The following is a 13,128-nucleotide window of genomic DNA, read 5'->3' on the forward strand; positions in this document are numbered from 1 at the left end:
CCCACAGGGGGCCGGTGTCGACCGACATATCCGGTGTTGGTCTCATCCGACCCGGTACTAAGGAACTAGCAATCTCAACACTGCGGGCAATTGTTCCAAGGGCGGCGGCGCCGAAGAATCTGCACCAGACCGGGAAAATTTCCCGGGTATAACAAAAACCGCAGAGGTAGCTGTCATGACCCACCCCGCACGTCGCCAACCCTTCGTCCTTAGCGTGCTGCTCAGTGCCATGCTGTTGTCCGGCACCGCGCTGGCCGGCGTCACCGATCAGGACATTCTCCAGGACCCCAAGAACCCGGAGCAGATCGTCACCAACGGTCTGGGCGTCCAGGGTCAGCGCTACAGCCCGCTGGATACGCTCAACGTCAACAACGTCAAGGACCTGCGGCCGGTCTGGGCGTTCTCTTTCGGCGGGGAAAAACAGCGCGGTCAGCAAGCACAGCCGATGATCAAGGACGGCGTGATGTACATGACCGGTTCCTACTCGCGGGTGTTTGCGGTGGATGCGCGCACCGGCAAGAAGCTCTGGCAATACGATGCGCGCCTGCCCGATGACATCCGTCCGTGCTGCGACGTGATCAACCGGGGCGTCGCGCTGTATGGCGATCTGGTGTTCTTCGGCACCCTCGACGCCAAGCTGGTGGCCCTGAACAAGGACACCGGCAAAGTGGTCTGGAGCAAGAAAGTCGCCGACCACAAGGAGGGCTATTCGATCAGCGCCGCGCCGTTGGTGATCAACGGCAAACTGATTACCGGCGTGGCCGGTGGTGAGTTCGGCGTGGTCGGCAAGATCGAAGCCTACGACCCGAAAAACGGCGACCTGCTGTGGACCCGACCTACCGTCGAAGGCCACATGGGTTACACCTACAAGGACGGCAAAGCGGTAGAAAACGGCATCTCCGGCGGTGAAGCCGGCAAGACCTGGCCTGGCGACTTGTGGAAAACCGGCGGCGCTGCACCTTGGCTGGGCGGTTACTACGACCCGGAAACCAATCTGCTGCTGTTCGGCACCGGCAACCCGGCACCATGGAACTCGCACCTGCGTCCTGGCGACAACCTCTACTCGTCGTCGCGTCTGGCGCTGAACCCGGACGACGGCACCATCAAGTGGCACTTCCAGAGCACGCCACACGACGGTTGGGACTATGACGGCGTGAACGAACTGGTGTCGTTCAACTACACCGAAGGCGGCAAAGAGATCAAAGCCGCCGCCACCGCCGACCGTAACGGTTTCTTCTACGTGCTGGACCGCACCAACGGCAAGTTCATCCGTGGCTTCCCGTTCGTGGACAAGATCACCTGGGCCACCGGCCTCGATAAAGAGGGCCGGCCGATCTACAACGAAGCCAGCCGTCCAGGTGCTCCAGGCACCGAAGCCAAGGGCGGTTCGGTGTTCGTAGCGCCGGCGTTCCTCGGTGCGAAAAACTGGATGCCGATGGCCTACAACAAGGACACCGGGCTGTTCTACGTGCCGTCCAACGAGTGGGGCATGGACATCTGGAACGAAGGCATCGCCTACAAGAAAGGCGCGGCGTTCCTCGGTGCCGGTTTCACCATCAAACCGTTGAATGAAGACTACATCGGCGTGCTGCGTGCGATCGATCCGAAGACTGGCAAGGAAGTCTGGCGCCACAAGAACTTCGCGCCGCTGTGGGGCGGGGTGCTGACCACCAAGGGCAACCTGGTGTTCACCGGTACGCCGGAAGGTTTCCTCCAGGCCTTCAATGCCAAGACCGGCGAGAAAGTCTGGGAATTCCAGACCGGCTCCGGCGTCCTCGGTTCGCCTGTGACCTGGGAAATGGATGGCGAGCAGTACGTCTCGGTGCTGTCCGGCTGGGGCGGCGCCGTACCGCTGTGGGGCGGCGAAGTGGCCAAGCGCATCAAGGACTTCAACCAGGGCGGGATGCTCTGGACCTTCAAACTGCCCAAAGACCTGGTCGTGGCCAAGCACTGATTGCTGCCACTGATCTAAATACCTACACAACCTGTGGCGAGGGAGCTTGCTCCCGCTCGGCTGCGAAGCAGTCGTAAAACCAGCCGATGCGGTATGACAGATGAACCGCAACGTCTGGGTTTGGGAGCGCTTCGCACTCCAGCGGGAGCAAGCTCCCTCGCCACAAAAACCTGCTGATCCCCGGACACCTTCTACTACCAAATAACGAGAGTCCCCCTGCCAACGGCGCATTCGTCTGGCGCGCGAGGCTCTCTACTATCGGTTCATCGCCTGTTTGCCCGACAGGCATCGACCCAGACAGAGGCCCACCATGATCTATGCACAACCTGGAACACCCGGCGCCGTCGTGACCTTCAAACCGCGCTACGGCAATTTCATCGGCGGCGAGTTCGTTGCCCCGGTCAATGGCGAGTACTTCACCAATTCTTCGCCAGTCACCGGCGAAGTGATCGCTGAATTCCCGCGCTCCAGCGCCGCCGACATCGAAAAAGCCCTCGACGCCGCCCATGCTGCAGCGGATGCCTGGGGCAAGACCTCGGCTCAGGATCGCTCGTTGGTGCTGCTGAAAATCGCCGACCGCATCGAACAAAATCTGGAAATCCTCGCGGTCACCGAAACCTGGGACAACGGCAAAGCCGTGCGCGAAACCCTGAACGCCGACGTGCCGCTGGCCGCCGACCATTTCCGTTATTTCGCCGGCTGCATCCGTGCCCAAGAGGGCGGCGCCGCCGAGATCAACGAGCTGACCACCGCCTATCACTTCCACGAGCCGTTGGGCGTGGTCGGGCAGATCATCCCGTGGAACTTCCCGCTGCTCATGGCCGCGTGGAAACTCGCCCCGGCCCTCGCTGCCGGTAACTGCGTGGTGCTCAAACCCGCCGAGCAGACGCCGCTGTCGATCATGGTCTTTGCTGAGTTGATCGCCGACTTGCTGCCACCTGGCGTGCTGAACATCGTCCAGGGTTTCGGCCGCGAAGCCGGTGAAGCGCTGGCCACCAGCAAGCGCATCGCCAAGATTGCCTTCACCGGTTCTACCCCGATCGGCGCGCACATCATGAAATGCGCGGCCGAGAACATCATTCCAAGCACCGTCGAGCTGGGCGGCAAGTCGCCGAACATCTTCTTCGAAGACATCATGCAAGCCGAGCCGCAGTTCATCGAGAAGGCCGCCGAAGGCCTGGTGCTGGCGTTCTTCAACCAGGGCGAAGTCTGCACCTGTCCGTCTCGCGCACTGGTGCAAGAGTCGATCTACGACGACTTCATGAAAGTGGTGATGCAGAAGATCGTCAAGATCAAGCGCGGCAACCCGCTGGACACCGAAACCATGGTCGGCGCCCAGGCGTCCGAGCAGCAATACGACAAGATTCTCTCGTACCTGAAAATCGCTCAGGAGGAGGGCGCCGAGCTGCTCACCGGCGGCGCGGCCGAACGCCTTGAAGGCGATTTGTCGACGGGTTACTACATCCAGCCGACCCTGCTCAAGGGCCACAACAAAATGCGCGTGTTCCAGGAAGAAATCTTCGGCCCGGTGGTGGGTATCACCACCTTCAAGGACGAAGCCGAAGCCCTGGCGATTGCCAACGACAGCGAGTTCGGCCTCGGCGCCGGCCTGTGGACCCGCGACATCAACCGCGCCTACCGCATGGGCCGGGCGATCAAGGCCGGGCGTGTCTGGACCAACTGCTACCACCTGTACCCGGCGCATGCTGCGTTCGGCGGCTACAAGAAGTCCGGTGTCGGCCGTGAAAACCACAAGATGATGCTCGACCATTATCAGCAGACCAAAAACCTGCTGGTGAGCTACGACATCAACCCGATGGGGTTCTTCTGATCTCTTAAGCACACTGAAAAACCTGTGGGAGCGGGCTTGCCCGCGATAGCGGTCTGACAGTCAACATCAATGTTGAATGTTCCAGCCTTATCGCGGGCAAGCCCGCTCCCACAGTGTTATGTGTGGTGTTGAGGACCGCGCTAACACCCCCTACCAACGCACGCCGCCCTCTCGTCCCAAAGTAGCATTCGATCACTTGGCGCCCCGTGCATTAATGGCTTTACCGGAATCACCCGGCACAAGAAGAGGATTGACCCATGTGGAATAAACCCGCGTTCACCGATCTGCGCATTGGTTTCGAAGTGACGATGTATTTCGCCAACCGTTGATTGTCCACCCGGCCAACCGTGGCGTTGGCCGGGCCTGCCTTCTGGAGGCTCCCATGCACATCCGCGTTCTCGGTTCCGCCGCCGGTGGCGGTTTTCCGCAATGGAACTGCAACTGCCGCCAATGCGCCGGAATGCGCAATAGCAGCCTGCGGGCGCAACGGCGCACGCAGTCGTCGATTGCCGTGAGCGACAACGGTGTGGAGTGGGTGCTGTGCAATGCGTCACCGGACATTCGCGCGCAGCTTGAAAGTTTCCCGGCGCTGCAACCGGCCCGTCGCTTGCGCGATACGGCGATTGCCGGCGTCGTCCTGCTGGACAGCCAGATCGACCATTGCACTGGCCTGCTGAGCCTGCGCGAAGGCTGCCCGCATTCGGTCTGGTGCACGGAGCGTGTTCATCAAGACCTGAGCAGTGGCTTTCCCTTGTTCCCCATGCTTGAACACTGGAACGGCGGGTTGCAGTGGCAACCGGTCGGACTCGACCGTGAACCATTCACCATCGCGGCCTGCGAGCACCTGCAGTTTCGTGCGATTCCCCTGGTGAGCAACGCACCGCCGTACTCGCCCAATCGCGGCAATCCGCAGCCGGGCGACACCATTGGTTTGTTTATCGAAGACCTGCGCAGCGGCGCCAGCGTGTTCTATGCCCCGGGCCTTGGGCAAATCGACGACGAAGTCCTGAGCTGGATGCAGCGCGCCGATTGCCTGCTGCTGGACGGCACGTTGTGGCGCGACGACGAGATGCGCGTGTGCGAAGTCGGCCAGAGCCTGGGCAGTGAAATGGGGCATCTGCCACAGAGCGGTCCTGGCGGGATGCTTGAGGTGCTTAATGACTTCCCACGCCAGCGCAAGGTGCTGATCCACATTAACAACACCAATCCGATTCTCGATGAAGACTCGGCTGAGCGGGCGTTGCTGGAGCGGCGGGGGATTGAAGTGTCCTACGACGGCATGAGTATTGAGTTGTAGCCGCTGGCCCCATCGCTGGCAAGCCAGCTCCCACAGGGTTCTGCGGTGTTTACAAAAACCTGTGGGAGCTGGCTTGCCAGCAATGAGGCCAGACCAAGCACCGCAGAGCTCCCAGGAGAACCACCATGACAGACCAACCCATGTCCCCCGCCGAATTCGAGCAAGCCCTGCGCGCCAAAGGCGCCTATTACCACATCCATCACCCGTTCCACCAAGCCATGTACGCCGGCCGCGCCACCCGCGAGCAGATCCAGGGCTGGGTCGCCAATCGCTTCTACTACCAAGTCAACATCCCGCTGAAAGACGCCGCGATCCTCGCCAACTGCCCGGACCGCGACGTGCGCCGTGAATGGCTGCAACGCATCCTCGACCACGACGGCGTTCCCGGCAGCGAGGGCGGCATCGAAGCCTGGTTGCGGCTGGGGGAAGCGGTGGGGCTGGACCGTGAGCAAATCCTCTCCCAGGAATTGGTGCTGCCTGGCGTGCGTTTCGCCGTGGACGCCTACGTCAATTTCGCCCGACGCGCCTGTTGGCAGGAAGCGGCCAGCAGTTCGCTCACCGAGCTGTTCGCGCCGCAGATCCACCAGTCCCGACTCGACGCCTGGCCCGCGCATTACCCGTGGATCGACCCGGCCGGTTACGACTATTTCCGCACGCGCCTGAGCCAGGCGCGGCGCGATGTCGAGCATGGTTTGCGCATCACCCTGGCGCACTACGTCACGGTCGAAGGCCAGCAACGCATGCTGGAAATTCTGCAGTTCAAGCTCGACGTGCTGTGGAGCATGCTCGACGCAATGAGCATGGCCTACGAACTGGGGCGCCCGCCGTATCACACCGTGACCACGGAAAATGTCTGGCACCGGGGGATCGCCCTGTGAACCTGATCGAACAGCCACCCGGTCCGCCCTTGTGGTTACTGGCCGAGCTGACCTATCGCTGCCCGTTGCAATGCCCGTATTGTTCCAACCCGCTGGATTTCGCCCAGCAGGGTGAGGAATTGAGCACCGAAGAATGGATTCGGGTGTTCCGCGAAGCTCGGGAGATGGGCGCCGCGCAACTGGGCTTTTCCGGCGGGGAGCCGCTGGTGCGTCAGGACCTGGCCGAGCTGATCAAGGCTGCGCGGGACATGGGTTACTACACCAACCTCATCACCTCGGGCATCGGCCTGACCGAGCAAAAAGTCCGCGACTTCAAGGTCGCCGGGCTGGACCACATCCAGATCAGCTTTCAGGCCGCTGACGAGCAGGTCAACAACATGCTCGCTGGCTCGCGCAAGGCCTTCGCACAGAAACTCGCGATGGCCCGTGCAGTGAAAGCCCAGGGCTATCCGATGGTGCTGAATTTCGTCACCCATCGGCACAACATCGACCAGATCGCGCAGATCATCGACCTGTGTCTGGAACTGGAAGCGGACTTCGTCGAACTGGCCACGTGTCAGTTCTACGGCTGGGCCGAACTCAACCGCGTCGGCCTGTTGCCGACCCGCGAGCAATTGCAGCGTGCCGAGCGCATCACCAACGAATACCGTGAACGTCTTGAGGCCGAGGGCCATCCCTGCAAACTGATCTTCGTCACCCCGGACTACTACGAAGAACGCCCCAAGACCTGCATGAACGGCTGGGCCAACCTGTTTCTCGACATCACCCCGGACGGCACGGCGTTGCCTTGTCACAGTGCACGGCAATTGCCGGTGGAGTTTCCCAACGTGCGCGAGCACAGCATCGCGCACATCTGGACCGAGTCATTCGGCTTTAATCGCTTTCGTGGCGATGACTGGATGAAAGAACCGTGCCGCTCCTGCGATGAAAAGCACAAGGACCTGGGCGGATGCCGCTGCCAGGCGTTCATGCTCACCGGCGATGCCGAGAATGCCGACCCGGTGTGCAGCAAGTCGCCGCACCACGGGGTGATCCTCAAGGCCCGCGACGAAGCGGATGCGCCGGGGCACGGGATGGAACACCTGACGTTGCGTAATGAGAAGGCTTCGCGGCTGATCTATCGCGGCTGAATCAAGAACTGATACCAAACCTTGTGGGAGCGGGCTTGCCCGCGATAGCGGCATCCCCGTCGACATCAATGTTGAATGTTCTACCCTCATCGCGGGCAAGCCCGCTCCCACAGGGATCTTCACTGGTGGAGAATTTGGGTATATCCCGAGGAGCGCTACCCATTGGTCTGATTGCATTCGCGGAGGGATGGGTTAGTGTGGTTCTACCTTCAAAACAATAAAAACAGGCTTTCCAATGAGCCAGAGTCTCAGCCAGCTGCGTAAATTCGTTTCGCCTGAAATCATTTTCGGTGCCGGTTGCCGGCACAACGTCGGCAACTGCGCCAAGACCTTCGGTGCCCGCAAGGTATTGGTGGTCAGCGACCCCGGTGTGATTGCCGCCGGTTGGGTGGCCGATGTCGAAGCCAGTCTGCAAGCCCAGGGCATCGATTACTTTCTGTATAGCGACGTTTCGCCCAACCCGCGGGTCGAGGAAGTCATGCTCGGCGCCGAGCTGTACAAGGAAAACCATTGCGATGTGATCGTCGCGGTCGGCGGTGGCAGCCCGATGGATTGCGGCAAAGGCATCGGCATCGTCGTCGCCCACGGACGCAACATCCTTGAGTTCGAAGGCGTCGATACCATCCGCGTGCCCAGCCCGCCGCTGATCCTGATTCCGACCACCGCCGGCACCTCGGCGGATGTCTCGCAGTTCGTGATCATTTCCAACCAGCAAGAACGCATGAAGTTCTCCATCGTCAGCAAGGCCGTGGTGCCGGACGTATCGTTGATCGACCCGGAAACCACCCTGAGCATGGACCCGTTCCTGTCCGCCTGTACCGGCATCGATGCGCTGGTGCATGCCATCGAAGCGTTCGTCTCCACCGGCCACGGGCCGTTGACCGACCCGCACGCGCTGGAAGCGATGCGCCTGATCAACGGCAACCTGGTGCAGATGATCGCCAACCCGACCGACATCGCCCTGCGCGAGAAGATCATGCTCGGCAGCATGCAGGCGGGGCTGGCGTTTTCCAACGCGATCCTCGGCGCGGTGCACGCGATGTCCCACAGCCTCGGCGGCTTTCTCGATTTGCCCCATGGCTTGTGCAACGCGGTGCTGGTGGAGCACGTGGTGGCGTTCAACTACAGCTCGGCGCCGGATCGCTTCAAGGTGATCGCCGAGACCTTCGGCATCGATTGCCGTGGCCTCAATCACCGGCAGATCTGCGGGCGTCTGGTCGAGCACCTGATCGCCCTGAAACATGCGATCGGCTTCCATGAAACCCTCGGTTTGCACGGAGTCAGTACCGCCGACATTCCGTTCCTGTCGCAACACGCCATGCACGACCCGTGCATCCTCACCAACCCGCGTGAGTCCAGTCAGCGTGATGTCGAGGTCGTCTATGGCGAAGCCCTCTGACGAGCAACAACGCGCGCTCGCCGGGCTACTGGGATTAGGCAGCCACTCGGCGCGCAAGAGCCACTACCCGGAACTCGCCGCACGACTGGACGAGCTGGAAGCCGAGCGCAATCGCTACAAGTGGCTGTTCGAAAACGCCGTCCACGGGATCTTCCAGGCCAGCCTCATGGAAGGCATGCGTGCCGCCAACCCGGCCCTGGCGCGGATGCTTGGCTATCAGGATCCGCAAGAGGTGCTGTTTTCGCTGGCCGACCTGGCGAGCAACCTGTTTGTCGGCGGCGCTCAAGAGCTGGAGAAAATCCGTGAAATGCTCCAGCGCGAGCGCAGCCTGCACGGCTATGAAACCCAGTTGCGACGCAAGGACGGCACCAGCCTCGACGTGCTGATGAACCTGCTGCTCAAACCCGACCAGGAGGGGCTGGTGGAGGGTTTTGTCGCCGACATCACCGAACGCAAATTCGCCCAGCAGCGCCTGCAACAACTCAACGACGAACTGGAGCAGCGGGTCACCGCGCGCACTGACGAATTGCTGGAAGCCAACCGCAACCTGCAACAGCAGATCACCCAACGTAAACAGATTGCCCAAGACTTGCGCGATGCCCGGGACGCCGCCGAGGCCGCCAACCGCAGCAAGGACAAATACCTCGCTGCCGCCAGCCATGACTTGCTGCAACCCCTCAACGCCGCGCGTTTGCTGATCTCGACCTTGCGCGAGCGCAAGTTGCCGGATGTCGAGCAGGTACTGGTGGAGCGAACCCATCAGGCGCTGGAAGGCGCTGAAGATTTGCTCACCGACTTGCTGGATATTTCCCGACTCGATCAGGCCGCCGTCAAACCGGACGTCGCGTTGTACCGCCTCGACGAATTACTCGCGCCGCTGGTCTCGGAGTTCCAGTCGGTGGCCGAGGCCGCCGGGTTGAACCTGCGGGTGCACATGGGCGATTACGCCATTCATACCGACCTGCGCTTGATGACGCGGATCCTGCGCAACTTCCTCAGCAACGCCTGCCGTTATACCGATGAGGGCGCCATTCTGCTGGGGGCCAGGCGGCGCGGCGATATGCTGCGCCTGGAAGTGTGGGACACCGGGCGCGGGATCGCGGCGGACCGGCTGGACTCGATCTTCCTCGAATTCAATCAACTGGATGTCGGCCGCGCCGCCGACCGCAAGGGCGTGGGTCTGGGGCTGGCCATCGTTGAGCGCATCGCCAAGATCCTCAACTACCGGATTCAGGTTCATTCGCGGCCGGGACGTGGCTCGGTGTTCAGCATCGACGTGCCGATTTCCCATGAGATCCCGTTGCCGATCAGCCTGGCAGCACCGCAGCCGGGCACGGGCAATCCGTTGCCGGGCCGGCGCCTGCTGGTGCTGGACAACGAAGTGAGCATTCTGGACAGCATGAGCGCGCTGCTCGGGCAGTGGGGCTGCGAGGTGGTGATTGCCACGGATGAACACTCAGCGTTGGCCGCTTTGAAGGGGCGGGCGCCGGAACTGATTCTGGCGGATTACCACCTCGATCACGGCGTCGTCGGCTGTGACGTGGTGCGGCATTTGCGCGAGCATTTCAGTCAGGCGATTCCGGCGGTAATCATCACTGCCGACCGCACCGACCAGTGCCGGCGTTCGTTGCAGCGACTCGACGCGCCGCTGCTGAATAAACCGGTGAAACCCGGCAAGTTGCGTGCAGTGTTGAGTCAGATGCTGGGCTGATCAAGCTGGCGATAGTGCAGGCTGAAGCCGAGTTCGACGGATTGACCTTGCTCCAGCAAACGCAGCCCCGGCCGCCCGGGCAAGTGATGGGCGTTGACTGGGTGGCTGACCGGTTCGATGCAGAAAAATCCCATACCCACCGGGCAATAGAGCAGGTAGTAATCGCTGCCGCTGGCCTGGCATTCCAGCTCATAACCGAGCTCGGGTTGCTGGATCAGGCAATGACCGTCCCATTCGCAGAAACCGTTGTCGACCAGTGTGTCGGGCAGCACTTTGAGCTGATCAAAGTCCCACTCGGCAGGCAGTGCCATGCGTTCAGTTGGCAGTTTCGATCCATCGCATAACCAGGCTTTTTCTGCCTTGGCCTGTAACCGGGTGTTCGCTGTGCGCGGAAAGTACGGGTGCAGTCCGAGCCCATGCCATGCGGGGTGTTTGGCCAGGTGGGTGACGTGCAAATCGATGCTCAATCGGCCCTCGCTCAGATGAAACCGCTGCCGGGCGCGATAGGCGAAGGGGCTTTTGCTGTTGAGTTGCAGGACCACTTCGTCATGGGTCTGCGACACCACCTGCCACGGTTGTTGCCAGGCGCTGCCGTGAATCGGCAGTGGATCGGTGAGGCTGTTGGGCTTCAAGGCGAGCCAGCCATCGGGACAGTCGAAGCCCCCTTCGGCGATTCGGTTCGACCACGGAATCAAGGGGTAGCAACCCAGTTTACCTGGCAGGCCGGTGTTCAGCGCGTGGGCGTCGTTGTGGCGCAGCAGCGGTTGACCGGTGCTGCGAACGGTCCAGTTGACGAGGCTGCCACCGAGTTCGGGGGCGAGGGTGAGGTGGGTGAGTTCGTCTGTGAGTTCGATGAGAGTCGTTTTCATGGCGTTCTGCAAAGGAATGTGAAAGTGCTTTTGTGGCGAGGGAGCTTGCTCCCGCTCGGCTGCGCAGCAGTCGCAAAGTCAGGCAACTCGGTCTTCCTGAAAAATTGCAGGGGGCCGCTGCGCGACCCAGCGGGAGCAAGCTCCCTCGCCACAGGGAGTCTTGCTCACCAACCGGTTTTACAACACCAAATGCGGCAACCACAGCGACAGCGCCGGAATGTAGGTCACGGCCAACAGCACCAGGAACAGCACGCCATAGAACGGCAGCAGCGCCTTCACGGTTTTTTCGATACTGACTTTGCCCACGGCCGACCCCACAAACAAGACCGCGCCCACCGGCGGCGTGATCAATCCAATCCCCAGGTTCACCAGCATGATCATGCCGAACTGCACCGGGTCCACGCCAATGCCCAGAATTACCGGCATCAGGATCGGCGTCAGGATCAGGATCAGCGGCGCCATGTCCATCACGGTGCCGAGCAACAGCAGCATGACGTTGATGCACATCAGGATCACGTAACGGTTGTCCGACAGGGTCAGGAACATCGTGGTGATCTTCGACGGAATCTGCATCAGGGTCATGATGTAGCCGAAGCTCGCTGCGAAGCCGATCAGGATCATCACGATCGAAATCGTCCGCACCGTGCGGTGCATCAGTTTTGGCAGCTCGCTCCACTTGTAGTCGCGGTAGATGAACATGGTCACGAAGAACGACCACAGCACCGCAATCGCCGCCGATTCAGTGGCGGTGAAAATACCCGAGAGAATCCCGCCGAGGATGATGACCATGGCCATCAGGCCCCACATCGCTTCGCCGCAGATTTTCAGCGCCTGCTTCAAGGGAATGACTTCGCCCTTGGGGTAGTTGCGCTTTTTCGCGAAGATCAGGCACAGCACCATCAGGCACGCGCTCATCAGCAAGCCCGGGACCACGCCGGCCATGAACAGCGACGCAATCGACACCGTGCCGCCCGCGGCCAGCGAGTAGAGCACCGAGTTGTGGCTGGGCGGCGTCAGCAGCGCTTGCACCGAGCCGCTGACCGTCACGGCCGTGGCGAATTCCCGCGGGTAACCACGGCGTTCCATTTCTGGAATCAGCACCGAACCGACCGAGGCCGTGTCCGCCACCGAAGACCCGGAGATCGCGCCGAAGAAGGTCGAGGCCATGATGTTGACCAGCGACAAGCCGCCACGGACAAACCCGACCAGCACCCCGGCAAACGCCACCAGCCGCCGGGACATGCCGCCCTCGGCCATGATCGCGCCCGCCAGGACGAAGAACGGAATCGCCAGCAGAGAGAATTTGTTCACGCCGCCCGCGACCTGAATCATCAGCGCCTGGAACGGGATGTCGATCCACCACGCGCCGATCAGGGCGGAAAGCCCCAGTGCATAAGCGACCGGCATGCCGATCAGGATCAACGCAATAAAACTGCCCAACAGAATCAACGCGTCCATTCAGGCAGCCCCTTCGCTTTCTTCAACCAGGTCGAAACGCACGACCCGACGGTTGCTCTGGTCACCGAGCAAGAGTTTTTCCAGGACAAAGATCAGCGTCAGCACACCGCCAATCGGGATCGGCATGTAGGTGATGCCCACGCGCAGCGTCGGCATGGCGCTCATGAACTGGTTCCAGGTCGACAGGCACAGCTTGGTGCCCCAGATGGTCATGAACAGGCATATGGTCGCCATCAGCAATTGCGAGAAAATCGCCATCGCATTGCGCAGTCGGGGCGCCATGCGGTCAGTGAGCATCGCCACGGCCATGTGCGCGCCGGCGCGGTAACTCGCGGCGGCGCCGATGAAGGTGAAGACCATCATCAGCAAGATGGCGGTGGGCTCCGGCCAGCTTGAGCCGGTGCCTAGCACGTAACGGGCGAAGACGCCCCAGGGAATGATCAGGGAAATCGTCAGGACCGACAGACCGGCGACCCAGATGCAGGCCATGTAAATCCTGTCGTTGATGCGTAGCAGCAGATTCTTCATCGGGTTCCACCGTAACCGGGCGCGCGCTGACATACACCAACGTCAACGGCGCCGGGCCTTTCATGAGGGCAGG

Annotated in this window: 11 protein-coding genes; 8 read left to right on the forward strand and 3 right to left on the reverse strand. The window is 61.5% G+C overall.

Features of this window, described 5'->3' with window-relative positions; genetic code table 11:
* Nucleotides 1-175: 175 nt before the first annotated feature.
* From ACA053_RS12630 to ACA053_RS12665, 8 genes are all read left to right on the forward strand, one after another.
* Nucleotides 176-1,954 (forward strand): PQQ-dependent methanol/ethanol family dehydrogenase, encoded by a 1,779-nt coding sequence (locus ACA053_RS12630; protein ID WP_497328486.1) that lies wholly within the window; start codon nucleotides 176-178, stop codon nucleotides 1,952-1,954.
* Nucleotides 1,955-2,264: 310 nt separating this feature from the next.
* On the forward strand, nucleotides 2,265-3,785 hold the full coding sequence (gene exaC / locus ACA053_RS12635; protein WP_109630268.1) for an acetaldehyde dehydrogenase ExaC: 1,521 nt from the start codon (nucleotides 2,265-2,267) through the stop codon (nucleotides 3,783-3,785).
* A 257-nt stretch (nucleotides 3,786-4,042) separates the two neighbouring features.
* A complete protein-coding gene (gene pqqA / locus ACA053_RS12640) occupies nucleotides 4,043-4,114 on the forward strand; it encodes a pyrroloquinoline quinone precursor peptide PqqA (protein WP_010455123.1) in 72 nt (23 codons plus the stop codon).
* A 53-nt stretch (nucleotides 4,115-4,167) separates the two neighbouring features.
* Nucleotides 4,168-5,082: a pyrroloquinoline quinone biosynthesis protein PqqB gene (gene pqqB / locus ACA053_RS12645; RefSeq protein ID WP_497317574.1), complete on the forward strand. Its 915-nt coding sequence runs from the start codon at nucleotides 4,168-4,170 to the stop codon at nucleotides 5,080-5,082.
* A 125-nt stretch (nucleotides 5,083-5,207) separates the two neighbouring features.
* Nucleotides 5,208-5,960: a pyrroloquinoline-quinone synthase PqqC gene (gene pqqC / locus ACA053_RS12650; RefSeq protein WP_497317576.1), complete on the forward strand. Its 753-nt coding sequence runs from the start codon at nucleotides 5,208-5,210 to the stop codon at nucleotides 5,958-5,960.
* Entirely contained in the window at nucleotides 5,957-7,090 is a 1,134-nt protein-coding gene (pqqE, locus tag ACA053_RS12655; protein ID WP_497395758.1) for a pyrroloquinoline quinone biosynthesis protein PqqE, read from the forward strand. Before pqqC ends, pqqE begins: the two co-directional genes overlap by 4 nt.
* A 235-nt stretch (nucleotides 7,091-7,325) precedes the next feature.
* The gene (gene ercA / locus ACA053_RS12660) at nucleotides 7,326-8,489 is read left to right on the forward strand and encodes an alcohol dehydrogenase-like regulatory protein ErcA (RefSeq protein WP_461954414.1); all 1,164 of its coding nucleotides are present in this window, start codon (nucleotides 7,326-7,328) and stop codon (nucleotides 8,487-8,489) included.
* The gene (locus ACA053_RS12665; protein ID WP_109630282.1) at nucleotides 8,473-10,200 is read left to right on the forward strand and encodes a PAS domain-containing hybrid sensor histidine kinase/response regulator; all 1,728 of its coding nucleotides are present in this window, start codon (nucleotides 8,473-8,475) and stop codon (nucleotides 10,198-10,200) included. The genes ercA and ACA053_RS12665 overlap by 17 nt, the downstream gene beginning before the upstream one ends.
* Here the strand turns inward: ACA053_RS12665 and ACA053_RS12670 are convergent.
* The 3 genes from ACA053_RS12670 to ACA053_RS12680 form a co-directional block, all read right to left on the reverse strand.
* A complete protein-coding gene (locus tag ACA053_RS12670; RefSeq protein WP_497395760.1) occupies nucleotides 10,185-11,069 on the reverse strand; it encodes an aldose 1-epimerase in 885 nt (294 codons plus the stop codon). The genes ACA053_RS12665 and ACA053_RS12670 overlap by 16 nt on opposite strands.
* Before the next feature lie 177 nt (nucleotides 11,070-11,246).
* Nucleotides 11,247-12,527, reverse strand: coding sequence for a TRAP transporter large permease (locus ACA053_RS12675; protein WP_497317583.1), 1,281 nt, complete (start codon nucleotides 12,525-12,527; stop codon nucleotides 11,247-11,249).
* Complete coding sequence (locus ACA053_RS12680) at nucleotides 12,528-13,055, reverse strand: TRAP transporter small permease (RefSeq protein ID WP_497317585.1); 528 nt, start codon at nucleotides 13,053-13,055, stop codon at nucleotides 12,528-12,530.
* Nucleotides 13,056-13,128: the final 73 nt, after the last annotated feature.

This window comes from Pseudomonas sp. LBUM1672, assembly GCF_059695655.1.